This window comes from Drouetiella sp. (assembly GCF_059504425.1).
This window is the reverse complement of sequence record NZ_JCACIN010000057.1, coordinates 22395-45671: the sequence shown is the minus strand read 5'-3', so window position 1 is coordinate 45671 and position 23277 is coordinate 22395. Positions and strand designations below refer to the sequence as shown.

General features: G+C 50.8%; 21 protein-coding genes. 14 read left to right on the top strand and 7 right to left on the bottom strand.

Translation table 11 applies throughout. The annotated features are described in order from the left end of the window. The first annotated feature begins 140 nt into the window (after positions 1–140). Complete coding sequence (locus tag AC5JMP_RS14595; RefSeq protein ID WP_495852214.1) at positions 141–842, top strand: hypothetical protein; 702 nt, start codon at positions 141–143, stop codon at positions 840–842. Positions 843–899: 57 nt separating this feature from the next. Here AC5JMP_RS14595 and AC5JMP_RS14590 read toward each other — a convergent pair whose 3' ends face one another. Both AC5JMP_RS14590 and AC5JMP_RS14585 read right to left on the bottom strand, forming a co-directional pair. Continuing rightward, positions 900–1796, bottom strand: a complete 897-nt coding sequence (locus AC5JMP_RS14590) for an urease accessory protein UreD (protein WP_495852213.1) — start codon at positions 1794–1796, stop codon at positions 900–902. A 31-nt stretch (positions 1797–1827) separates the two neighbouring features. Further along, complete coding sequence (locus AC5JMP_RS14585) at positions 1828–3699, bottom strand: ArsA family ATPase (RefSeq protein ID WP_495852212.1); 1872 nt, start codon at positions 3697–3699, stop codon at positions 1828–1830. Positions 3700–3986: 287 nt separating this feature from the next. On the opposite strand from AC5JMP_RS14585, the gene AC5JMP_RS14580 reads away from it, so the two are divergent. The 10 genes from AC5JMP_RS14580 (at position 3987) to AC5JMP_RS14535 (ending at position 15704) form a co-directional block, all read left to right on the top strand. Next, complete coding sequence (locus tag AC5JMP_RS14580; RefSeq protein ID WP_495852211.1) at positions 3987–5126, top strand: sensor histidine kinase; 1140 nt, start codon at positions 3987–3989, stop codon at positions 5124–5126. Between the two features lie 49 nt (positions 5127–5175). Next, positions 5176–5901: a hypothetical protein gene (locus AC5JMP_RS14575; protein ID WP_495852210.1), complete on the top strand. Its 726-nt coding sequence runs from the start codon at positions 5176–5178 to the stop codon at positions 5899–5901. A gap of 108 nt (positions 5902–6009) precedes the next feature. Beyond that, a complete protein-coding gene (locus tag AC5JMP_RS14570) occupies positions 6010–7599 on the top strand; it encodes an ATP-binding protein (protein WP_495852209.1) in 1590 nt (529 codons plus the stop codon). Positions 7600–8441: 842 nt separating this feature from the next. Further along, the gene (locus tag AC5JMP_RS14565) at positions 8442–10277 is read left to right on the top strand and encodes an AAA family ATPase (protein ID WP_495852215.1); all 1836 of its coding nucleotides are present in this window, start codon (positions 8442–8444) and stop codon (positions 10275–10277) included. Positions 10278–10925: 648 nt separating this feature from the next. Further along, a complete protein-coding gene (gvpA, locus tag AC5JMP_RS14560; RefSeq protein WP_495852208.1) occupies positions 10926–11144 on the top strand; it encodes a gas vesicle structural protein GvpA in 219 nt (72 codons plus the stop codon). Between the two features lie 122 nt (positions 11145–11266). Beyond that, positions 11267–12505, top strand: coding sequence for a hypothetical protein (locus AC5JMP_RS14555; RefSeq protein WP_495852207.1), 1239 nt, complete (start codon positions 11267–11269; stop codon positions 12503–12505). 50 nt (positions 12506–12555) lie between these two features. Further along, positions 12556–13794, top strand: a complete 1239-nt coding sequence (gene gvpN, locus AC5JMP_RS14550; protein ID WP_495852206.1) for a gas vesicle protein GvpN — start codon at positions 12556–12558, stop codon at positions 13792–13794. A 68-nt stretch (positions 13795–13862) separates the two neighbouring features. Continuing rightward, positions 13863–14210: a gas vesicle protein gene (locus AC5JMP_RS14545; RefSeq protein WP_495852205.1), complete on the top strand. Its 348-nt coding sequence runs from the start codon at positions 13863–13865 to the stop codon at positions 14208–14210. A 31-nt stretch (positions 14211–14241) separates the two neighbouring features. Next, positions 14242–14718, top strand: coding sequence for a gas vesicle protein K (locus tag AC5JMP_RS14540; RefSeq protein WP_495852204.1), 477 nt, complete (start codon positions 14242–14244; stop codon positions 14716–14718). Positions 14719–14825: 107 nt separating this feature from the next. Continuing rightward, the gene (locus AC5JMP_RS14535; protein ID WP_495852203.1) at positions 14826–15704 is read left to right on the top strand and encodes a formylglycine-generating enzyme family protein; all 879 of its coding nucleotides are present in this window, start codon (positions 14826–14828) and stop codon (positions 15702–15704) included. 9 nt (positions 15705–15713) lie between these two features. Here AC5JMP_RS14535 and AC5JMP_RS14530 read toward each other — a convergent pair whose 3' ends face one another. The 3 genes from AC5JMP_RS14530 to AC5JMP_RS14520 are packed head-to-tail and all read right to left on the bottom strand — an operon-like array spanning position 15714 to position 16832. Then, positions 15714–15983, bottom strand: a complete 270-nt coding sequence (locus AC5JMP_RS14530) for a type II toxin-antitoxin system RelE family toxin (protein ID WP_495852202.1) — start codon at positions 15981–15983, stop codon at positions 15714–15716. An 11-nt stretch (positions 15984–15994) separates the two neighbouring features. Then, positions 15995–16231 (bottom strand): hypothetical protein, encoded by a 237-nt coding sequence (locus AC5JMP_RS14525; protein ID WP_495852201.1) that lies wholly within the window; start codon positions 16229–16231, stop codon positions 15995–15997. A gap of 49 nt (positions 16232–16280) precedes the next feature. Continuing rightward, positions 16281–16832, bottom strand: a complete 552-nt coding sequence (locus tag AC5JMP_RS14520) for a Uma2 family endonuclease (RefSeq protein WP_495852200.1) — start codon at positions 16830–16832, stop codon at positions 16281–16283. A gap of 167 nt (positions 16833–16999) precedes the next feature. Here AC5JMP_RS14520 and AC5JMP_RS14515 point away from each other — a divergent pair, with 167 nt between their 5' ends. From AC5JMP_RS14515 to AC5JMP_RS14505, 3 genes are all read left to right on the top strand, one after another. Continuing rightward, entirely contained in the window at positions 17000–18991 is a 1992-nt protein-coding gene (locus AC5JMP_RS14515) for a S8 family serine peptidase (RefSeq protein WP_495852199.1), read from the top strand. A 123-nt stretch (positions 18992–19114) separates the two neighbouring features. Continuing rightward, positions 19115–19717 carry a transcriptional repressor LexA gene (lexA, locus tag AC5JMP_RS14510; RefSeq protein ID WP_495852198.1) on the top strand — a complete coding sequence of 201 codons (603 nt, stop codon included), beginning with the start codon at positions 19115–19117 and terminating at the stop codon, positions 19715–19717. Positions 19718–20263: 546 nt separating this feature from the next. Next, entirely contained in the window at positions 20264–20875 is a 612-nt protein-coding gene (locus AC5JMP_RS14505; protein WP_495852197.1) for a peptidoglycan-binding protein, read from the top strand. Positions 20876–21049: 174 nt separating this feature from the next. Here AC5JMP_RS14505 and AC5JMP_RS14500 read toward each other — a convergent pair whose 3' ends face one another. Together AC5JMP_RS14500 and AC5JMP_RS14495 are read right to left on the bottom strand one after the other, a co-directional pair. Beyond that, positions 21050–21724 carry a response regulator transcription factor gene (locus AC5JMP_RS14500; RefSeq protein WP_495852196.1) on the bottom strand — a complete coding sequence of 225 codons (675 nt, stop codon included), beginning with the start codon at positions 21722–21724 and terminating at the stop codon, positions 21050–21052. Then, positions 21721–23238, bottom strand: coding sequence for a sensor histidine kinase (locus tag AC5JMP_RS14495; RefSeq protein WP_495852195.1), 1518 nt, complete (start codon positions 23236–23238; stop codon positions 21721–21723). The genes AC5JMP_RS14500 and AC5JMP_RS14495 overlap by 4 nt, the downstream gene beginning before the upstream one ends. Positions 23239–23277 lie beyond the last annotated feature (39 nt).

Sequence of the window (23277 nt, the reverse complement as noted above, 5' to 3'; positions counted from 1 at the left end):
GGAGAGATGACATAACTACCCTATCAAGCACTTAACTAGAATGAAATAGCCCTGGCTTTCCAACGATATCTCCATCAAATGCAGTGAGGGCTGGTAGAGATAGAGAGCTTTTACTTATCTTGCATAAGGTTCTGTCCGAGGTGGAAACGTCTACACAGGCTTTTAATGGTCTCTGTGCTGCTGTGCGGTATGCTATTAAAAGACAAATTGCTCGAAGTGGGGTTATTCCTCAACTTTCAGAATCAGCAGGCTCACACTTAAAAGCCATTGAATTTATTGATGCATTTGTCATTAGATCGATTGAGGGGCAGGTTGCTGCAATTGTAGCAGGGGCTGTCCTATCTATGTATTTTGATCAGTTTGAAGGTTTTGAGGTTATTGTTCATCCGGTCAATCAGAGTGGTGCTTCTTCCAATGAAGTAGCAGATATAGACATCAAGAAGAACGGTAAGATTTTTGTGGTATTCGAGGTTAAAGATAAGCAGTTCAATGAGCAGGATGTTGACCATGCTGCTTTCAAAGCCAGTCAGTACGGCTTGAATTCAATCACATTTGTTATTGGAGTCAATGGAATATGCATCGGCTCATCTCTTGAGCAGGTTGCGAAAACTGTTTTGCTTGCGAGAAGCGTCAATGTTATTTTTGTTGATCTTGTCTCCTTCATGAGATCAGTAATTGCATTATGTCCAGAGCTTTCTTTTGCCACTTTTTTTGCAAAGCTTCGGTACTATGCGATCGGTGCTCGGGTCAGGGATGAAGTTTTTGAGCATATTGAGTATGTTTCTCAATTCATGCAAGTCTTGTCGAACCTGCCATCTAATCCATTGGAGAAGACGGAATAATGATGGTTGACGGGGTACGGAGATTTCTTGCTATGGCTCCACGTTGACGATACACATTTAAACCTGCCAGACGCGCGGCACACAGCCCGATCGCCCTGCATAAACCGGACGCAGCAGGTGCCAGACTTGCGTGAACCAGTGGCGGACTTCGGTGGTGGAATTGCCTCGGTAGCGGCAGAGCAAGCCCGACATGAGGCGCGTGGCTCCGGCTTGGCTGTTAGAGGACGGAGAGGACGGGAAGAGCGATCGCGCTTTTGTCACCAGTTCTGGATCAACGATTTGTCCGATAAAAGCAAAACTGCCGATGACCGGGTAGCCCGCCAAACCGTGGGAGCTGTCTAGCATTTCGCCCCCGCCTGTCAAATATTGTGGGTCAATCCACAGCAGTCGCCCCTGCTGCCAGACTTCTGTGCGCGATCGCCATTCGCCTGTCGAGAATTTCTCGCCCCGTGCCGTGCGCCCCAATCGCGTGATCTCCCATCCTGTCCAGATGGCGTTTGCCTCTAGCTCAACGCGTAAATCCTGACGGTAGATTGCGCCATCAAAGACAATTGTCTCCTGCGGAAACCATTCCAGGCTCGATCCGGCGGCTAAGTGAATCTGGGTCGTTTGCTGAGCTGTTGCACCGCTGCTGCGATACACTTTGGCGGCTGAGGCGGTTGTCACCAAGGCAAGGGCTTGAGGATGGAGGCGAATGTTGAGAGAGAGGCGATCGCCCCCCACCATTCCCCCTGCGGTGTGCAGCATCACGGTATGGCAGACTTCGCGCCCTTCTGGGTAAAACGGTCGCTGCACCTTCAGGGGAGCCTGCATGTGGCTGTGGCTGAGTAGGGTTTCACCTGAACCTGTTTCACCGCCTGTTTTACCTAAGTGGCTAAACTCTAGCTGGAGCTGTCCCTGCCAGTGTTCAGGAGTGGAAGCGAGAGTATCGGATTGCGGCTTACTGAGACTCAAGGGGCGATCGATCTGACTTCAAAACAGCACTTTAAAACAGCAGCTCTGCCGCACCTTCAACTAGCGTCAGGGATTTCTCTCCTCTGGGCATCTGCGGCAAACGAACGATCGTCTGTGCCGGAAATGCTGGCAGCGTCTGGTGCGGCTCAAATCGATTATGCACGATATAACGCTGACTTACGCCTAAATCGGCAAGGGATTGCGTCAGGCGCTCAGCTTCGGCAACGATCGCCGTCTGTGCTTGCAGCACGCCAATAAACTCAGTATGGTTAGCATCTTTCAGTTTTTTCTGGGTCTGCATGACGCGCTGACGCAGGGTGCGGAGCCGCCCCATGAGTTCGGTGCGCCCGACTGAATCTTGATATTTAATCCAGAGCTTGAAGATCCAGGAAAGCCAGTCAGCCAGAGCGGTGGGCATTTCCAGAAACCGTAGCAAATGTCCGGTGGGTGCGGTGTCTAAAACAATTAAATCTTGTTTTCCTTGCTCTAGCAGCTCCATGACCTTAATGAGTGACAGCATCTCGTCAATGCCGGGAAGCGCCTGAGCCACGATTTGCCGCCATGCCTGGGGCGTGTAGGCAATTTGCAGCGACTCATCGCCCGTATCGCCGCTCATCATCGCCGCCAACTCCCAGAGGTAGTCTTCTCGAAACTGCTCTAAAACCTGCTTTGCGTCTATCTCTTGGGCGCTGAGATTGGTCGAAATCTGTGTCGGCTGATGGGTAAGCGACATTCCCAAGGCATCCCCCAGAGAGTGCGCTGGATCGATGGAAATGACGCGAATGTTTTTGTCGGGATGGGCTGCCGCCAAATGCCACGCGATCGCCCCGGCCACGGTAGTTTTGCCCACGCCCCCTTTGCCGCCTACGAGAATCAGCCGTCGTCCTTCGGTCAGGAAATTGGGCAAGCTGGGTAGCAGCTTTGTGGGTAGGGCAAATGGGGCAGCGATCGCAGGAGTCAGCCGGAACGCAGAGGCAGGCTGAATCTGGGACATCAGAGAATCGATCGCCGCGAATCCTACAGGCTCTTGCGGCTGCTGGGGCACGCCGAGGACGGGCTGAAGGTCGTCCTGAATCCCCTCAAACTGAATCGCCTCAAACTTAGCCAATAGCTCCTGCTGTTCTGGAGTAGCGCGATCGAGGTGAATATGATTCACAAACAGTCCACCCACCGGAATCTGAAGCGTATGAAGGGCATCAATAAATCGCCGAGTTTCCAAATAGCTCATCGGCTCTGGAATTGCCACGACGCAACAGGCGGTTCGCACGGGGTCTTGCAGGAGCTGCCGTCCAGAGGCGAGATCTGCCTTCATCTCCGTAAGGAAGCGATCGCTTTCATCGGCAACATAAGATCCGGCAAAGCGCTGCGTCATGACTCGATGCTTTTCTTGGAATAAATCTAGCGCTCCCAGAAAGCCGTCCAGAAAGTCCATCAAGCCAAATAGGTTGAGCGTATGTCCGCTAGGAGCCATGTCCACCACGACGCGATCGGCAACCTGCTCCCGCAACAGCCGCTGAATTTCTAGAATCCCCATTAGCTCATCCAGACCCGGCCAGCTCAGATCCCAAATAGGGCTGAGGTCTTCACCCTCCACAAAGCTGCCTCGCTCTACCAAAATCTCTAATACCTTGCCGTAGTCGGCTTTGAAGGCTTGTAGTAGCGCCTGGGCATCAAGCGATCGCACCTGGAGGTTAGGCAGATCCGACATTGCCTGGGGCACATCTCCTACAGCTATCTGCAAGACATCGCCTAGCGAATGCGCCGGGTCGGTGGACAGCAGCAAAACTTGCTCTGTGGGAAAGCGTTGCGCCCATCTACGCGCAAATCCACAGGACAGGGTGGTTTTGCCTACGCCTCCTTTGCCGCTAAACAGAGCTAAACGCAGAGGATCAAAGTGATTCATAAAATTGGCTCACTAAATGGGCTTACTGAAGGGGCTTGCTGAAGGAGCAGATGGAAGGGACAAAAGGCTAGGTTGGGCGATCGCTCCGGAAATTTACGGAGCTGGAATCCGCTACACAGCTTAGGTTTATCGGTAAATCAACAGTTAAGAACCTCAACAGAGTCAGCCATATTGATCTATAAGGTACGCTGTTGATTCTTTAAGAGCTGCCGTTTTAGCCCTTATTGCTATAGTTCCCGCGCTGATGCCCACTATCGCGCCACAAAATGATCCCGTGAATATTTCCTATGAACATCTCCCCACTGAACGGCAGACCTGGACGCAACAACAGCGGTCGAGAGATTGAGTGTCTTCAGGCAAAGGTTGCTCTTCTAGAGCAGCTTTTAGCAACCCATGAACAGGAAACGATCGAAAAATCAAATCGCCTGGAAAAGGCAATTGCAGATCTACAGGTTCATGCTCAAAAGCTAGCTGAATCTGAGCAGGCATTGCGACGCTCTGAAGCTGCTTCTACAAGACAATCCCAGCAGCTCCAAAAAACGCTGCGCGAGCTTCAGCATGCTCAAGCCCATCTGGTTCAAACTGAGAAGATGTCTAGCTTGGGGCAGATGGTGGCGGGAATTGCCCATGAGATTAACAACCCCGTGAACTTTATTCATGGCAATATCCCTCCCGCAGAGCGATACATTGAGGATCTGCTCCTGCTGCTAAACCTATATCAGCGTCATTATCCGTTGCCTAGCTCAGAGATCGAAAATATGATTGCGGCGATCGATCTAGAGTTTCTTAGGCAAGACTTACCCTGTCTGCTGCAATCTTTGCAGTTAGGAGCCGATCGCATTCGACAAATTGTTTTATCTCTCCGCAATTTTTCACGCCTTGATGAGGCCGAAAAGAAACCTGTTAATCTGCATGATGGCATCGACAGTACGCTTTTGATTTTACAGTCTCGCCTCAAGGGCAAGTCTCACGGCAAGTCTCAGGGTTCAGCCATTCAAGTTATTAAGGAATATGGCATACTGCCCCCTGTCGAATGCTATGCAGGTCAGCTCAATCAGGTATTTATGAATATTCTCAGCAATGCCATTGAGGCGCTAGAAGATGCGACGGCTACCTCTGTCTGCGATTCTCCCACAATCACTATTACAACTTCTCTAGAGCAGGCTACAGATAATATTAATAAAGGCAATATTAATAGCCCTACCGCAGTTCTGATTCGTATCTGTGATAATGGCGCTGGCATTAGAGAGTCTGTTCTAGAACACTTGTTTGAGCCGTTTTTTACAACTAAGCCTATTGGCAAAGGCACAGGGTTAGGGCTATATATCAGCTATCAGATTGTGGTGGACAAGCATCATGGTTCCTTGAAATGTATCTCAGCACTCACTCAAGGCACCGAATTTCAGATTAGAATTCCACTCCATTAAACGTGTGAACTTACCTGTCTGCAACTCCACTGCATGGGACGCAACTTTTATGTATGACCTGACTAAGTTTACGCTCAAAAATATGACCGAGTGTGGAGCCGATCTGCGGAAGCTCGGTTCTGGAGCAGACAGCATGGAAGAAGTGAGCGATCGCATAGTTCGCTATCTCTATGAGCAGTTTGTTGATGAGCAGACCGATCGCCCTGCCTTTGCACTGGTTCGCTTCTTCAAGACCCATCTCTATGGGGAGCTAGAGGCGAGTTTGCAACAGCATCTGACTGCCGCATCGCCAGATCAGCCCAGCGATGTTCTTAAGTGTCTGACGCTCCTGGCAACGGTGGGAGATCAGCCAGCGTGGAATTCTCGTTACGCATCAGAAGGGCATCAGGTGATTCCCTTGGCCAGCGAGCAGATTGTGGCACAGTCGCCGATGATTTCTCAGCTCATCAAACAGTTTGGCTTAGAAACAAGCAGCGTTCTGTCGCCCGACCCTGAGCTGCTAGTAGATTTGGAACAAAAAACCTTTAATGTGTTCCATGTGCCAGCGGCGATCGCCAGTCCTTATGTGCCCGCTCAACAAGAGTTTGTGATTCCTTGCGGCATTCAGTCGGTGCTAGGGTTTGGCGGTATGCTGCCGTCGGGTAATATCATTGCCGTCATTCTGTTTTCAAAAGTGCCTATCTCCAGAAATACGGCTGATATGTTTAAAACTTTGGCTCTCAATACCAAAATGGCGGTATTGCCGTTCGATCGGGGCACTATTTTTAGGAAGTGACTCGATGAGCTGGGTCGAAAACAGAGCAAACTTGGGTTATGTTTGTTTTGAATCTTGACCTTGCCCATTCAGAGTTATGCGAAATAGACAAACCCAGGAAAGATCCAGGTGAATCAGAGAGGGCTAAGCATCAAAGTTGAGCAGCTCAAAGCGCAGGTCGCCGCTTTGGAACAGCTCTTGGAGGTTTATGAGCGGGAAACGATTGAACAGTCTGACAGGCTTGAAAAAGCGATGGAAACTGTTCAACAACACGCCCAACAGCTCGCCCACTCTGAGGCTGCCCTACAGGTCTTGAAGTCTATTTTAGACAGTATGGGAGAAGGGGTAATCGTGGCTGATCAGCAGAGCAAACTGCTGTTTGTCAATCCGGCGGCAGAGCAAATTTTGGGCGATCGCCATGTCTTGCTCCAAAGTGAGGGGCGAGAAGAGCCTCTAGAATCGTTACTCCAGCCTGATCGGATCACGCCCTATGCGATTGCAGATTTGCCGCTCATTCGAGCCATTCGCGGAGAGTCTGTCGATGCCACTGAAATGTATGTTTGCCCTATCCTAGAAGCACAGGGCACAGAAGGCATCTGGCTGCGGGTAACAGCACGCCCCATTCGTGGAGAAAACGGCAGCTTGCGGGGAGGCGTGGCTGTTTTTCACAACATTACAGCCATCAAGACTACGGAAGATGCCCTACGCCAATCGGAAGCGCGATCGCGGCAGCAAACCCAAACCCTAGAGCAAACCTTACGAGAGCTACAGCAAACCCAGGCTCAGCTCGTGCAAACCGAGAAAATGTCGAGTTTGGGTCAGCTCGTCGCGGGAGTTGCCCACGAGATCAATAACCCTGTCAATTTCATCCACGGCAATATCTTTCCCGCAGAGCAATACATCCAAGATTTGCTGGCGCTCATTGACCTCTATCAGCAGCATTATCCCGATCCAGTTGCCGAAATTCAAGCCGAGACTGAGCGAATCGATCTGCCCTTTGTCGCAGAAGATCTGCCCAAATTACTGCAATCGCTGAAGATGGGTGCCGATCGCATTCGGCAGATTGTCCGATCGCTGCGCAACTTTTCCCGTCATGATGAGTCCGATATGAAGCCTGTTGATATTCATGAGGGCATCGACAGTACGCTGATGATATTGCGCGATCGCCTGAAGTCTAAGTCAGAGCTTCCGAGCATTGTGGTGTGCAAAAGCTATGGGGCGCTGCCCTCAGTGGAATGCTATGCAGGGCAGCTTAACCAGGTGTTCATGAATATCTTGTCGAATGCGATCGATGCTCTGGAGATGGGCGTTGGTCGTCGATCGCTGGCTGCGACATCGGCAGATAAGACATCGGCGGATGTGACACGCTATCCCCATTCTGCAACTCCGACCATCCAGATTCAAACGGAAAAAAGGGATTCTCGCGTGATCATCCGCATTGCAGACAATGCAGGCGGTATGCCCGAAGACGTTCGGACAAGATTATTTGATCCGTTCTTCACCACAAAGCCGATCGGTAAAGGCACAGGATTAGGGCTTTATATCAGCTATCAAATTGTGGTAGACAGGCATGGTGGAACCTTGACCTGCCGATCGGAACCAGAGCAGGGAACAGAATTTTGCATTGAAATTCCTATTTTGCCTGCTTCTAGCGATCGCAAATCTCATCTCTCTGAGCCAGACATTAGCGCTCCCTTCACATTCAGCCACAATGGTTAGAGCTTAAGGTGTTGAAGCTCTGAATGTTGTGGTTGTGATTTAGATTAAGACAGGACTTACGCATTTTTGTTATGTGTGGTGGGCGCAGCCCACCACACATAACAAAAATGCACTACAGCTAGAGGGCTTGCGTAAGTCCTATAAGATCCTTGACCTGCGTTGAGTGTCAATTTTAGGCGGTCTATTTTATGAAAGTTGCCTGAACCGATCCTTCGTGCGCTTCATTTCAACTCGGCGCTCCAGCCTGGAATTAAATTCCATCAGGAGAATCAAAACTGTATCTTGTTGTGATAACTCAGTCATCCCTTTTCAGTACGCTGGGTGTAATGAAGTCAGGTCAGCTGCCAATTTAATGCTAATCAATATTATGGTAACCGCCAAGGCGGTTAGGACGGGGACATTTAGGGTGGGGCGCGAAGCGCCCCACCCTAAATGTCCTAAGCAAACTGGCGACAGCTATAGTCAATAGCCTGATCACTGCCTCAATTTTGACATTTGCAGTCATGCTGCTAATGTCTGGAGCGTCTGTTCTAGCTCAGCATAAACTTCCTATTGGGAACTGCTTAAATTTTTCATGATTAGATCTTCCCAAGTAAGGGGCCTTAGCTGACCTAGCTATAATGCTTGGAAAGCGCGTTTAATATAGATTATTTCTGTATTTTTTGATACTGATTAGAGCTTAGATGTCAAATCTACGTCACAATTCCCTGACAAATCTACAATTTACCCCTGATCGACTCATCTGTTGGCATACACTCGCCTTCCCCAACCTAGAGTTCTAGCGTCTAGACTGGATGGACTACCACGCGATCGAACGAGATCGGAATAGTATGCCAGATTATATGAGTGATTTATTTAAGGGATTTGAAGAATTTGTGGAGTTTCTTTCCACCATAGACGAGAAGGTCGAGCGGGGAGAGTTTTGGTCAGATTTTCAAGTCAACGCTCGGACAAGCAATATTCCCCGACAGGGCAATATCCCCCGCAGCACTATCAGCCGCCCTCCTGGCGCTCATCCCAACATCAGCCGCCCTCCTGGTGCTCCTGTTGATGATAGTATTATCGTCTCGCCACCCTCCTCTGAGGATATGGATGACAGCGTGGGGTCATTTTCTAGGGAAGTAGGTGGCTTATCAGGGGTGCTAAACGAGCTGCGAGAGCTGGTTGAAATTCCTCTCAAGCACCCCCAACTGCTTACCAAGCTCGGTCTAGAACCACCGCGAGGCGTGTTGATGGTGGGTGCGCCTGGAACAGGCAAGACTCTGACCGCCCGGACGCTGGCTGAAGAGCTGGGTGTAAACTACATTGCGATCGTCGGCCCAGAAATCATGGGCAAATACTACGGCGAGGCAGAATCGCGTTTGCGGAGCGTATTTGAGAAAGCTACAAAAGCCGCTCCTTGCATTGTCTTCATTGATGAAATTGATAGCCTTGCCCCCGATCGCGCCAAGGTAGAAGGCGAAGTTGAGAAGCGGGTTGTGGCCCAGTTGCTGAGCCTGATGGATGGTTTCGCCAAAACCAAGGGCGTAATTGTTTTGGCGGCTACGAATCGTCCTGATCACCTCGATCCTGCTTTGCGTCGTCCTGGTCGGTTCGATCGCGAGGTGCAGTTTCGCGTGCCCGATCGCAACGGTAGGCTAGAAATTCTCAACATTCAGACTCGCCAGATGCCGACCGATAGCACGGTGGATTTGGGGGCAATCGCCGATCTGGCGGTGGGCATGGTGGGCGCTGATCTCAAAGCCGTCTGTCAAAAAGCTGCCTACACAGCGTTGCGTCGCCAGGTGCCCGACCTGCAAGCCGCCCATCCAGAAACGATGACCGTCACCCAGGCAGATTTTCTTCAGGCGATTCGGGAAGTCAAGCCTTCGGTACTGCGATCGCTTGAGATTGAGTCTCCCAACATTGCCTGGAGCGACATTGGCGGACTGGATGCGATCAAGCAAATCCTGCAAGAATCTGTGGAAGGGGCTTTGCTCTATCCTGAGCTATATCGCCAGACGGGAGCCAAAGCGCCGCGTGGTATCTTGCTCTGGGGCGCGCCTGGAACAGGCAAAACGCTGCTGGCAAAGGCGATCGCCTCTCAGGCACATGCCAATTTCATTGCCGTCAACGGCCCAGAGCTGCTCAGCAAATGGGTGGGAGCAGCAGAACAGGCGGTACGTGAACTTTTTGCCAAAGCTAGACAGTCTGCTCCCTGCGTCGTATTTATGGATGAGATTGATAGCCTTGCACCTGTACGGGGCAGCTTCCAGGGCGATTCTGGAGTGAGCGATCGCGTTGTCGGGCAGCTCTTGACCGAGCTGGACGGGCTGCACGGCTGTGCTAACGTCTTGCTAGTTGCGGCAACCAACCGCCCCGATGCTCTTGATCCGGCGCTGCTGCGATCGGGGCGGCTCGATTTGCAGCTCAAGGTAGACTTACCCGACGAAGCTAGTCGTCTGGCAATTTTGCAGGTGCACAATGGCGATCGTCCTCTAACTGAGGTCGATCTGCTCTATTGGGCGGCTCAGACAGAAGGCTGGAACGGCGCTGACTTGGCACTGCTCAGTAATCAGGCTGCTCTACAAGCGGTGCGTCGTTACCGCGCTCAGGGCATGACTGACCCTAGCGCTATCCGTATCACTGCCGATGATTTTGTGGCGGCTCATCAAGCGTTGCTCGATCAAAGGGGTTAACGGTAACGATAATTTAAATTGAAGTTACAGCAATTTTCAATTGCATAAATTACATTTAACCAATCGCAAAGCGCTGTGGGTAGTCCTTACCTAAATACCGCTACCAGCGCTGTAAAACCTTTAGTGCCGATCGCCCGATTGCACTAAGGGTTTTTTATTGGCGATTGAATTGAGATTCACTCACATCTCATATAGCTGTCGCCACTTTGTTTGGGACATATTTGGTGGGGCGCTCAACGCCCCACCAAATATGTCCCAGTCCTAACCGCCTTGGCGGTTGCTATACCAATTTAAATTGGTTATTAATAACTCTTTGTATTGCCAGCGTTAGCAATTGAACAGGGCTGGGAAAGATGGGTTTATCTACAGAATAAGTGAAGTTAGATAGCTCCAAAGGGCAATTTAACGATCGCTTCTGTAGAGGGTTCTGCTGATCGGAATGTGGCTTAGACTCAGTAAAAATTCGGACTTTCGCACAGGTGCTTTATCCCAAATTGATAAATGTTCAGCGTTTACGTCAGCACCTTTTGCTTTTGAAAGTTCTTATTCTGATCATGTAGCTCGCATCTTCTGAATCTTTTCCTCATTAGGAAAGCAGAACATTTAGCGTTTTTTATCCATTACAAACTAAACTCCCAGGAATTTATCATGGCTGTTGAAAAAGTTAACTCCTCTTCTAGTCTGGCTGAAGTTGTCGATCGCATCCTCGATAAGGGTATCGTGGTTGATGCTTGGGTTCGTGTGTCTTTGGTCGGTATTGAACTACTGTCGATCGAAGCTCGGGTAGTCATTGCCTCTGTTGAAACCTACTTGAAGTATGCCGAAGCAGTGGGTTTGACCACTCAAGCCGCCGTACCCGCTGCGTAGGTCACGTCATCAAGTCTGGTCAAGTCCCGGATTTAGAGTTGTTGTTTATTTTTTGAAAGGTGTTTGCACCTTTCAAAAAATAAACAGCAGATTTGCAACACGACTCACCTATCCTCTCTGCCATGTCTCCCGTAACTTCTCTTCAAGTCTCCTGGCAACAGCAGCGCCAGCAGCGCCAACAGACTTTAGCCCAACGGCAACAGCAGGTTCGCACTCAGCTCGATCGCTTTCAGCAAGCGCGACAAGAGAGGGCGATCGCCTTGCGACAAACCCTACAGCAATTTCAGGTGCAGCTTCAGCAAGAGACCCAAGACTTTCTTTCGCAAGCCAGCACCCAGCGTCAGGAGCAAGCCATGCAGCTTACCCAACAGCTCTGCCGCTCTACCCAGCTTCTCCGGCAGCAGACGGCAGAATTGCTGTCTATGCAGACGGCCGATCGCACCTTGATGGCTCAGCAGATCTTTCAGGAATTGGGCGAGTTCCATGCCAGTCTGATTAATTCCACAGCGCTGCTCCGAAAAAGTCTACAGCAGCAAATTCAGCTTTTGCGCACCGAAACTCAGGACAAGCTGCAATCCCACCGGCAGGTTCGAATTCAGAACCAGATGGAGATGATGCAGGAACTCAGCAACTATGTGGAAGTGCTGCATTTTGAAGTTCAGGTTTATCTAACTGATCTGGCACAAACCCGTCAGGTTCGATCGCAGCAAATCCGTCAAGAGCTGCAGGAATGCCGCGATCGCCGTCTTGCCGAAACTGAGGCGATGTTTCAGCAGCTAGGAGAGTTTCGGGCAGAACTACGTGCTGTTTATGCTGAGGTGCGTCAATCAGTTTGGGGCGAAATCAGTGATACCCGCAGTGATATCCATAGTGATAGCCGCAGTGATGTGAGCACGAAGAAATCCTCTGAGCCGATCGCCCTGCCTAAAAGTTCTCCAAAAATAACTAACCTAGTGACCAGTCCAGTGGTTAGTCCAGTGGTTAGTCCAGCGACCAGCTCAGCGACTCGTCTAGCGACTAAGCCAGGGACTAATTCAGCAGCCGTGATGTTTAAGCCAGTTGCTCCGGTCAAGCCAGCTGTGGCATCCGCAATTTCCCTTAAGTCTGTTAGTCACGAAGCACCTGCAATATCTTTGCTAATCGCTCCCGTTCCAGCAGGTCTATCGCCATTGGAACAGCAGATTTATTGTCACATTGAGCAAACTCAGGGCGCACGTCTAACTGACATTGAAACTGCGCTGGGCATCAGTCGCTTTCAGGCAGTTGACACCCTGCGATCGCTGATCAAACAAGGCTTAGTCATTCAGCGCAATCGGCTCTATTTGTTGCAGAGCGATCGTCTTCAAAGCAGTGGATTTTAGATAGTTTCGCTTTTCACCCCTATCCTCTTCGTCCATAAGGAAGTCTGTTTGTGACTACCGTTCTCAAAACCAGCCCCCGCCAATTTGTATCCACTCCAGCCGTTGAGCGCGTTGCTCTGCGCGCCTTTCGCTATTTGCAGTCAGGCTATTCCGTGCATCTGCGGGGCGCAGCCGGAACTGGAAAAACGACGCTTGCGCTGCACCTTGCCGATCTGATGGCTCGTCCGATCATGCTGATTTTTGGTGATGACGAGTTCAAAACCTCTGACTTGATTGGCAATCAGACGGGCTATACGCGCAAAAAGGTTGTGGATAACTACATTCACAGCGTCGTCAAAGTGGAAGATGAAATGCGCCAGCATTGGGTAGATTCTCGGCTGACGCTTGCCTGTCGAGAAGGCTTTACGCTGGTCTACGACGAGTTCAACCGCTCTCGTCCAGAGGTAAACAACGTTCTGCTGTCAGCTTTAGAAGAAAAGCTCTTGGCGCTGCCGCCCAACAATAACCGCAGTGAATATGTTCGCGTCAGTCCTCACTTCAGGGCAGTTTTCACGTCGAATCCTGAAGAATACTGCGGCGTTCATGCTACTCAAGATGCGCTGCTCGATCGCCTCGTCACGATCAATATGCCGGAACCCGACGAGCTGACGCAACAGGAAATTGCGGTTCACAAAACCCAAATCGATCGCGAAAGTGCGTTAATGATCATCCGTCTGGTCAAAGCTTTTCGGACAGGCACAGGCAACGAAAAAGCCTCTGGACTGCGATCGGCTCTGATGCTGTCGAAGATTTGTGTGGAGCATGAGATTCTGGTCATGCCAGAAAACACTGAATTCCGGGAAGTCTGTCAGGATATTTTGCTATCGAGATCTGGATTGTCGATCGAAGAATCCACCCGCATTTTGTGGCATATCTTCAATGAAATGATTCAGGCAGACGCGATGCAGTCTCATAGCTCTCAAAGTTTGGGTCATCAAAGTTTGGGTCATTCTGTCCCTGATGCGATCGCTTCTGCTCATCTATCCAACCGTGAAATCGCTTATCCCGAATCGTTCGTCCCGGCAGCTTCGATTGATTACGCTCCTCAGTCACGCGTGATCTCTAGAGGTGCTGATGAAGCTGCCGAATTTGGGCTGACTGCGATCGCAGATTCTCCCGATTCAGAAGATTTTGAGCTGCCTACCGAAGGTCTGGAATTAGGCAGCGTTGCCAATATCTCAGTCGAAAACTTTCCTCAGCAAAGCTCTGGCTCAGCGTTCTCAATCTCCCACAAATCCCTGAAAAAGTAGCGTATCTGCTGCGCGTTACCCCATCGTTTAGAAGCAAGCAACCCCCGCACTTTATCATTGCCCCCACCATGCTCTCCTCTGCAACGCAATCTAATCGAACGATCGCCACTTCCACGCAAGGCTCGACTCTGGCAGACGTGCTAGAGCGGGTGCTAGACAAAGGTATTGTGATTGCGGGCGATATTTCTGTCTCGGTTGGCTCTACTGAGCTGCTGAGCATTCGGATTCGGCTCCTAATTTCCTCTGTCGATAAAGCCAAGGAGATGGGCATCAACTGGTGGGAAAGCGATCCGTTTCTCAGCACTCAGTCTCGCCAGCTTACAGAATCCAATCAGAAGTTGCTGGAGCGTGTGGAGAGCCTGGAAACCGAACTGCGATCGCTCCGTGCCGCCCCTGAACTTCACTTAGAAACGTAAATACTCGGCAGAAGCGGATATCGTATGACATATGAATGCTTCTGACTCGCCTCTTGATATCACCCCCAGTTTAGTCTCGCCCCCTCTCAAAGATCAGGCAAAACAGGGATTAGCTCCGCTCTTGCTAACCGTGGTGGAGCTTGTGCGCCAGCTTATGGAAGCCCAAGTGATCCGCCGCATGGAGGCGGGTGAACTGGAGGACAATGACCTCGATCGCGCCGCCGAAAGCCTGCGCAAGCTGGAGGAGCAGGTCGTCAACCTCTGCGATATCTTTGAAATTGACCCCGCTGAGTTAAACATTGATCTGGGCGAAATTGGCACTCTGCTACCCAAAGCAGGCGGCTACTACCCCGGTACAAATTCCCCCAACCCTACGATCTTGGAACTGCTCGATCGCCTCCTCAACACGGGAGTCGTCGTAGAAGGTGAAGTAGATTTGGGACTAGCACAGCTCAATCTCATTCACGCCAAGCTACGGCTGGTGCTGACCTCAAAACCGATCGGCTAACCCCATCCACTCATCCACTCATCCACAATTAAATATCCCTTTCCCCAAAGGTTAAGGTAAACTCACCCCTCTCATCAACTGCAAGTCGCCGTGATGTAGTTCCGCCCATGCCCACCTTTGACTTTGAAGTCGTCACTCTCAACAAACAAGGCAAAGAGATTCAGCGACAGCGCCAATGCGCAGAATACTTTACCGAAAACTTGGATAGCGACCTTACGTTGGATATGGTGGCGATTCCTGACGGCAGCTTCATGATGGGATCGCCAGAGAGTGAAGAAGGACGGACAGATAGGGAAAGTCCTCAGCATCAAGTAACGATCGCCCCCTTCCACATGGGCAAATATCCTGTCACTCAAGCCCAATGGCAAGCCGTAGCTGCTTTGCCGCAGATCGATCGCCCTCTAGAACCTGATCCTTCACACTTCAAGGGCAAAGATCGCCCGGTTGAAAAGATTTCCTGGTGGGAGGCGATCGAGTTTTGTAACCGTCTGTCTCGTAAAACGGGCAAAGAATACCGCTTGCCTAGCGAAGCTGAATGGGAATATGCTTGCCGCGCTGGAACGACTACGCCGTTTCATTTTGGGGAGACGATCGCCACAGATTTGGCAAACTATCGTGGCACAGACTGGGAATATAATGGCACGACTTATCCCGGTAATTATGGTTTGGGCATCAAGGGAGTTTTCCGTGAAGAAACCACTCCGGTAGGCAGTTTTAAGGTTGCTAACGCCTTTGGATTACTTGATATGCATGACAATGTGTGTGAATGGTGCGCCGATCATTGGCATGAAAATTATCAAGGTGCGCCCAGTGACGGCAGTGCATGGCTGAGTGAGAATGATAATCAAATGCGGATGCTTCGCGGGGGTTCTTGGTACTTCATTCCTAGTGTCTGCCGCTCGGCTCCTCGTCACTGGTACGATCCGGACAACCGCTACGGCAACCTCGGTCTCCGTGTTGTCTGTGCTGCTGCGAGGACTCTGTAGCACCTTCTCCTATAGTCGCTGAAGCAACTCGTTATACTCTGCATGTGTGCCAATCCAAAACCAGTAAATGTGTTCATTTTCCAATAAACCAAGCACTCGGTAGTCCAAACTCACACGAGCCGAATAGATGGGTTGGCGCTGGCTAACCCGTTTGAACTGGAGACTGTTGTGGTAAGGGTCTGAGCGCCAGAGCGCATAAGCTTTGGCAGCTTGCTCTTGAACTGATGCCGGGAGACCATCAAGTTTCTTGCGAAACGCTTTCGTAACACTTGATTCCATAGCTCAGAATTTCATAGCTCAGGCTGGGCAGAGAAAACTTCAGACAGAGGGCTGATCTCCCCCACAGCAATTTCCTGCCGCACCCTATCCGCGATTCGATCCCACTGCTCATCGGTCGTAGACTTAAACTGAGCTTTCCAGACCTGCTCATCTTCTAACTCAGCCAGAAAACGAGCGGCGATCGCATCCTGCTCATCAGCAGGTAGAGATTTCAATTGAGCAATCACTCTCTCTAGTAATTCAGTCATCGTTACATTTTTCCTATTGGGGGCAAAGTCAACAGACAATGGAAAGCGATTACTCATCATCAAACACGGGCGACCACAGCTCAGACACGGCAACCGACCACCCTGGAAGCAAATCGGGGATTGTCAGCATATCGCCATTCCGCAAGGTGACAGCCGCCGCTTCCGCTCGGAAAATCTTCACGGTGCAATCTTCAGGATTCACGAGAATGCCAACTTGTGTGCCCTGCTGCAAGAAATTAGCAATCTTTTTTTCCAGGTCATCTACTGAGTCGCTAGGAGATTTGACTTCAACCATCAGATCGGGTGCTAGTTGAGCAAAGCTGCGAGGCGCACGACGCAAGCGATCGGCACGCACGAAGGAAACATCTGGCGCACGGGTATTGGAGTCCGGCAACGTGAATCCGGCGCTAGAACCCGTCACCCGCCCGATGCGATTGGGTTCCACCCAGTCTGCCAAACGACGACCGAACCGAAAGGCAACTTCGTCCGATTCATATCCAGATGGACTCATGACGGTGATCCTGCCATCCACTAATTCGACTCGGTAGTCATTTCCGAGCTTGGTTTGTATGCTCTCTAAATCTTTGACAGTGAGGGGCATCGCAACCTCCACAGAAAAGCAAGCCTTTCTTGATTTTGACATTGCTGGCTGCCAACCGCAGGATGAAAGTCAAAGATTCCTCTTTAACTAAAACAAATTGCGGGTCATCAGCGTCACCTACCTAGATAATTGAAACTGGTCAAAGTCAAAGCCAAGGTATCAGCAGTATGGTCGGACAAGTTACCAGTGAAGGCGATCGCGCCATGCGATCGAATCTGGCGCGTGAGCTGTTTAATTTGGACGGCACAGGCATCAAAATTGGCGTGATTTCGGATAGCTACAATGCTCAAGGCGGCGCGGCAACCGATGTGACAACGGGCGATTTGCCAGGGCGCAGAAACCCAAATGGCTACAATACGCCCGTGCGAGTGCTGCAAGATACCCTAGGCATACAAACCGACGAAGGTCGCGCCATGCTGCAAATCATTCATGACGTAGCTCCTGGCGCAGAGCTGCTGTTTCATACAGTGGGCAGAAGTGAGGAAGGTCTTGCCAACGCTATTCAGGCTTTGACCCAAGCTGGAGCCGATATTATTGTTGACGACTTCGGGTTTGCCAGCGCGCCGTTTTTTCAAGATGGCGTTGCGGCTCAGGCAGTCACCAAAGCGGCTCAGCAGGGCGTAATTTATTTTTCGGCGGCAGGAAACGATGGCGATCGCGCCTACCAAAGTCAATTTCGTTCAGGTTCTACTTTTACCTATCGGGGCAATACCTACGAAGCCCATGATTTCGATTCGGGTACCGAGATTGATTTGTTTCAGGATATTCAGCTCCCCCAGGCAACCTCAGGTGAGATTCTCTACGGCGACCTGCCGGGTATTAATTTGATTCTGGGTTGGGATCAGCCGACAGGAAATGTGGCAAATGACCTAGAAATGTTTTTGGTCAGCAGTCCGCAACTGCCCAATGCTGGAGGGGTAATCAGCGATTCTTCGGTTTCCTCTCCCCGACCTGATGCGCCCCTCCAGACCCTTAGCCATGCCACTGCTACGGCAAAAACAGTCTATTTGGTCATTGCCCGTCGGGTAAACGCCACTAGCCCCACGCCCGGTTTAATGAAGTGGTCGAGCTTTTCTAGCAACGATGGGGTTACGTACCAGTATGTGAACGATGCCGACGATGCGATCGGCAGTTCTACTCTCTTCGGGCATCCCAACGCTAGAGAGGCGATCGCCGTTGGGGCTGCGTCCTACACCACTACGCCTGCCTTTGGGGGCACAACTCCCGTTCTAGAATCTTTTTCTAGCATTGGCGGCACTCCCATTTTGTTCAATGCTCAAGGCGATCGCTTCACCACTCCAGAGGTACGCCAGAAGCCTGAACTTGTTGGCCCAGATCGCGTTTCGACAACAATAGAAAACGATAATCCTTTCTTGGACTTTAGCTCTTTTGCAGGCACCTCAGCGGCGGCGCCGCATCTGGCAGCAGTTGCGGCGCTGATACTGCAACGAGCGGGCGGTCGCCGTAGCCTCACTTCAGCTCAGGTTTTGGCAGCGCTCCAGACAACTGCTCTGCCTCTAGACCTGCCAGGAAACTTTAGGAGCGGCGCTGGATTTGTCCGGGCAGATGCTGCCGTTCTACAATCTTTCGTCGCTGAAATTAGAGGTGATGCCTTCAATAATCGGCTTCAGGGCACACAAGTTTCAGAAAATTTGGCTGGGCTGGCGGGGAACGATACGCTGCTCGGTGGCGGCGGCTTAGACGCTCTGTTGGGTGGCACCGGGCGCGATCGCCTCGACGGGCAAGACGGCAATGATTACTTAGTAGGCGACTTGGGCAGCGACACTCTGCTAGGAGGAAAAGGACGCGATCGCTTGGAGGGAAGCCAGAATAACGACTCTCTCAGTGGACAAGACGGCAACGACGAACTGCGGGGGGGGGATGGCAACGATCGCCTCATGGGCGGCAAGGGCAAGAATCGGCTGATTGGGGGACAGGGCAATGATTGGTTTGCACTCGATCGGCAAGGGATTGCAATTGTTCAAGATTTCCGCAAAGGGCGCGATCGGCTGGGTTTACCTCGCTCTGTTCAGTTCAGGAGTCTAGAGCTAGTACAGCAGGGACGAAACACTCTGATTCAGCTAGGCAGCCAGGAGTTGGCCACATTGCAGCAGACTAGAGCCAGTCAGTTGAGCGCTTCTGACTTTAGGACGAATTGATTTTTTAGAAAATACTAGACAGTACCCCTGTTTTTGTGGTACAAACGTTCTGAGGCGATCTGTTGTCTATTTTTAGCCTTCCCTAACCTCTCGCTCTCCCTACTTAAGTTGACACATGCTCCTATGGAACTCCTCACAGAAGTCCAGCAAAATTTATACGACTGGCTAATTGAATACATCCGAGAAAATCAGCATTCGCCCTCCATCCGGCAGATGATGAGAGCTATGAATTTGCGTTCGCCCGCTCCCATTCAGAGCCGTCTTGAGCATCTTCGTACAAAGGGCTATATCGACTGGACGGAGGGTAGGGCGCGCACCATCCGAATTCTCAAGCCTCAAGGCATTCCTATTTTGGGAGCGATCGCAGCCGGTTCGTTTGTAGAACCCTTCCCGGATGTTGAAGAGCAGCTAGATTTCTCCAGTTCATCTATTCGGTTGGGAGATTATGCGCTGCGGGTGCGGGGCGACAGCATGATTGGCGCCCTAATTGACAGTGGCGATATTGTGCTGATGCGTCCAGTTCAAGACCAGCAGGCTTTGAAGAATGGGACGATCGTTGCGGCAAGGGTGCATAGCGAAGGGACGACCCTCAAGTATTATCACCGCAAGGGAAATCAGGTGACGTTGAAACCTGCAAACCCCAGCTATCCGTTGATAGAAGCGGCTGCAACGGATGTGGTGGTTCAGGGTGTTTTAGTTGCCGTTTGGCGAGGATATCAACAATAGACTGATTAGCCTTTAATCTGGGAGACAGAGGAGTTCCAAAAACTGCACAAGTCTTTAAAAGCAGAGCCTCAAAAGTGCAGCTTTAGAAGGTAATCAGCTTACAGAAACAACGTCAAACGGCATGGGTCGCTCGACGTTGTTTTTATGGGATTTTGACTGCAACTTGGGTTTGGATTGAGGATGATCACCTGAAATCAATAAAAAATTTATTTTTTGTAAAAAATTCAAAACGCTACTTATAGGGTAATCGATCGCTAAAACCGGGGATATCTGCCTCTACATTTAGTTGAAGCGCTCTATTGCCTGAAGTCTCAGCGCTACTCCACATCTAGCGTCTTGACAGGTTACAGGTAAGAATAAAGATTAAATAAAGATAGAGCGTTCAGGATTCAGACTTGTGGTGAATCATAAGACTGGTCTAGAGATTGTTCTATCCATTTAGCTCGGCTGCAAACCCAAAGGGTAAGGCTCGATGTGACAGCATCAAGCCTTACCTAGGGAAGCACCTGAACTTAAATCAACACCAACAAAGTGAGCGAGGAAACTATGAAATCCCTGCTGTTTAAACACCCCGCCGTTGCTGAGCCGCTCTCATCGGCACCGTCCAAGCTGAAGCTATTTAAGTTGCAGACTCGCAAAATGTCAAGCTTTGCTTGGCGGGGTTTGCTGTCTGTAGTAGCGATCGCTTCTATCCTCAGCATCGCGCCCAAGGCCATGGCGCTGCGATTTGGTGACACGGGTACAGAGGTATCGCGGTTACAGTCAGCTTTAGGCATTCGGGCAGACGGCATTTTCGGTTCGCAAACCCGATCGGCAGTCATTAGCTATCAAGAGCGTTGTGGTCTGCTCGTGGACGGCATCGCAGGCACCCAAACCCTCAGTACGTTAGCGTCAGGCTCCTGTTTAGCCCTTCGTCCGGGTGAGGGTGGTTCAGGCGGCGGCGATATTGGCTATGGGCCTTATGTCGTCGTTGTTCCAGGGAGCAGCAGCGATCGATTGGCTGCCGTGAATCGAGTTGCGCCCGGTGCTGCCTACGATGAGGCGGGTCGCGGTTCCTTCATCAATGCGGGGAGGTTTAGCAGCCGCTCTAATGCAGAGAGTTTATCCGATCGCCTCAAGGATGTGGGTTTACCGGCTCGTGTCGATTTTCGCCCCTAGAGGTTGAGTGAACTCTGGGGTACTGATATTTATGTAGTGATTTTTTATGTAGTGATTTTTTATGGGGTGGGCGAAGCCCACCCCATAAAAAATCACTACATTTTGTGGGCTACTAACACCAGATATTCTGGTGAGAACCTGGTGCGGAGTTTTCACAGGGATTCGTAGCAGGGATTAGTCGCGCAAGACATACCCCACGCCGCGTACGGTCTGGATCAGCCGCTTTTCACCCTGCTCTTCTAGCTTCAGGCGCAGATAGCGTACATAGACTTCAATGATGTTGGAGTCGCCCATAAAATCGTAACCCCAGACTTTCTCCAAGATTTGGTCGCGGGTAATCACCTGGCGCGGGTGAAGCAAGAGGTAATCCAGCAGATCAAACTCTTTGGCAGTCAGATCGATCGCTCTGTCGCCATAAAACACCTGTCGCGTACTGCGATTGAGACTAAGATCGCCAAACTGCGACAAATCGGGGTTGTCATCGTGGGTGCGGCGCAGGTGTGCCCTCACTCTTGCCAGCAGCTCTTCAATGCTGAAGGGTTTGATTACATAGTCATCAGCCCCTGCATCTAATCCGGTGACGCGATCGCTCACCTCATCTTTTGCCGTCAGCAAAATAATCGGCACCTTGATGCCCGTTGCCCTGAGTCGCCGACAGACCTCAATGCCCGTCATTCCCGGCATCATCCAGTCTAGAATCACCAGATCGGGGGGTGTTTCACGGGCGATCGTCAGTCCTGTTAGTCCATCATGTGCCACCTGAATGGTGTAGCCCTCGCTGTCTAGCTCTAGCTGGATAAATCGCGCTAGTTTAACTTCATCTTCAACCAAGAGAATGTTGGCAGTCATAGGTTTTGCGAGCGTCTACAGGCTGTTGGGTAATGGCTATTGCGATCCAGGCTGTTCTGATATCCCAGGGGCAGCATGACGGTAAAGATACTGCCCTGACCGGGTTGGGAGGTGACGGCAACTTTTCCTTTCATGCCTTCAACGAGAGATTTGACGATCGCCAGACCCAGACCCACTCCTCCAGTAGCGCGGCAGCGGGAGTTTTCGACGCGGTAGAAGGGTTCAAAGATGTGCGCCTGATCTCTCAGGGGAATGCCGCAGCCGCGATCGCAAACTTGAATCACAGCTTGGCTGGGCGTTTCGCTGAGCTTGATGATGACGGGCTGGTCTTTGGCATAGCGCATAGCATTGTCTAGCAGGTGCTTAATCACCCGAATAATCTGCTCTGGATCGGTGTGAGCAATGACGAATTCCAAATCTGTCGGCTTCTCAATCGTAACGTTGGGTAAATCTACCCGATCTATAGCCATTGCTATCACATCGTTAAGAATCACCGACTCTAAGGAAAACTTCATAGCATCGCTGCTGATCCGGGACAGATCCACCAGATCTTTCAAAAGCTGGATAGTGCGTTCGGTTTCATCGACCGCAACTTCCAGTGCTTCTTTTTGAGAGTCGGTCAGGTTGTTGCAGCGCCGCAGCGTGCTTTGCAAATAGCCATAGACTAAGCTGAGCGAGGTGCGAATCTCATGGGAGATGCTGTTAGTAAATTGGTTGGTGAACTGCCGCTGATGATCGTCAGCCTCCGAAAGCCGCGTAGATAAGGTACCAAATGCCTGCACTAACTCTTTCATTTCGCTGGGAATCTGATCGATAGACTCTCCTAACTCCAGGTTATAAACAGAAAACTGGTCTTGAGCGATCGCCAGCCGATTAATTTGCCGAAGGGGATAGAGCGATCGCTGAACAAAGTAGGCAATCAAGACTCCAATCAGAGCAATAGCCAGAACCGTAGCAACAATTAGGCTGTTCACCAGCGTATTTTGCACTTCGTAGTCGTGGGTAATGTCTTGCGCTAAGTAGACGTGACCGATCGCCTTCCCCTCAATTTGTAAAGGCTGACTGCACAGCACCAAAAAGCGTCCATTCACCTGCGATACTTCAGGCTGGGGGGGCATCATTGCTGTAGGCATCAATGTCGCTTCTGCCGGAAAGCTGGATAGATTGGTTGAGGCCGCTAATATTGTGCCATCGTTTGCCTTTACCCATAGCCATAGATGAGGCGACGACCACTGATTAATCAGCGCCTGAAGCTGAGAGTCGATCGCCTCTGTGGCGGGATAAGCTTTTAGCTCCGCAGGAATGCGATCGCTGAGAGACTTCAAATAATTTTGATGGTTAACGACTAGCATCTGCCGCATCTGCCAAGTTGTCCAGGTGCCAATGCCGCCCAGCCCCAGTAGCGAAAGCGTGGTTAGCCCTAGGGTCAATCGAAACTGCAATGAAGTTAAATCAATGCCCTTTCGCTTGAGGTTTTGGTTCAATTTTTGAGTGGCACGATTGAGGAGTTTCATTGCGGCGTTGACCCAAAGTATCCAAACCTCTAAATTGGG

Excerpts from the sequence above, each read along its gene's own strand:
- AC5JMP_RS14585 (WP_495852212.1), bottom strand. The coding sequence starts at position 3,699 with ATGAATCACTTTGATCCTCTGCGTTTAGCTCTGTTTAGCGGCAAAGGA.
- AC5JMP_RS14580 (WP_495852211.1), top strand. The coding sequence starts at position 3,987 with ATGAACATCTCCCCACTGAACGGCAGACCTGGACGCAACAACAGCGGT.
- AC5JMP_RS14575 (WP_495852210.1), top strand. The coding sequence starts at position 5,176 with ATGTATGACCTGACTAAGTTTACGCTCAAAAATATGACCGAGTGTGGA.
- AC5JMP_RS14565 (WP_495852215.1), top strand. The coding sequence starts at position 8,442 with ATGAGTGATTTATTTAAGGGATTTGAAGAATTTGTGGAGTTTCTTTCC.
- gvpA (WP_495852208.1), top strand. The coding sequence starts at position 10,926 with ATGGCTGTTGAAAAAGTTAACTCCTCTTCTAGTCTGGCTGAAGTTGTC.
- AC5JMP_RS14555 (WP_495852207.1), top strand. The coding sequence starts at position 11,267 with ATGTCTCCCGTAACTTCTCTTCAAGTCTCCTGGCAACAGCAGCGCCAG.
- AC5JMP_RS14545 (WP_495852205.1), top strand. The coding sequence starts at position 13,863 with ATGCTCTCCTCTGCAACGCAATCTAATCGAACGATCGCCACTTCCACG.
- AC5JMP_RS14540 (WP_495852204.1), top strand. The coding sequence starts at position 14,242 with ATGAATGCTTCTGACTCGCCTCTTGATATCACCCCCAGTTTAGTCTCG.
- AC5JMP_RS14535 (WP_495852203.1), top strand. The coding sequence starts at position 14,826 with ATGCCCACCTTTGACTTTGAAGTCGTCACTCTCAACAAACAAGGCAAA.
- AC5JMP_RS14530 (WP_495852202.1), bottom strand. The coding sequence starts at position 15,983 with ATGGAATCAAGTGTTACGAAAGCGTTTCGCAAGAAACTTGATGGTCTC.
- AC5JMP_RS14525 (WP_495852201.1), bottom strand. The coding sequence starts at position 16,231 with ATGACTGAATTACTAGAGAGAGTGATTGCTCAATTGAAATCTCTACCT.
- AC5JMP_RS14520 (WP_495852200.1), bottom strand. The coding sequence starts at position 16,832 with ATGCCCCTCACTGTCAAAGATTTAGAGAGCATACAAACCAAGCTCGGA.
- AC5JMP_RS14515 (WP_495852199.1), top strand. The coding sequence starts at position 17,000 with ATGGTCGGACAAGTTACCAGTGAAGGCGATCGCGCCATGCGATCGAAT.
- lexA (WP_495852198.1), top strand. The coding sequence starts at position 19,115 with ATGGAACTCCTCACAGAAGTCCAGCAAAATTTATACGACTGGCTAATT.
- AC5JMP_RS14505 (WP_495852197.1), top strand. The coding sequence starts at position 20,264 with ATGAAATCCCTGCTGTTTAAACACCCCGCCGTTGCTGAGCCGCTCTCA.
- AC5JMP_RS14500 (WP_495852196.1), bottom strand. The coding sequence starts at position 21,724 with ATGACTGCCAACATTCTCTTGGTTGAAGATGAAGTTAAACTAGCGCGA.
- AC5JMP_RS14495 (WP_495852195.1), bottom strand. The coding sequence starts at position 23,238 with ATGAAACTCCTCAATCGTGCCACTCAAAAATTGAACCAAAACCTCAAG.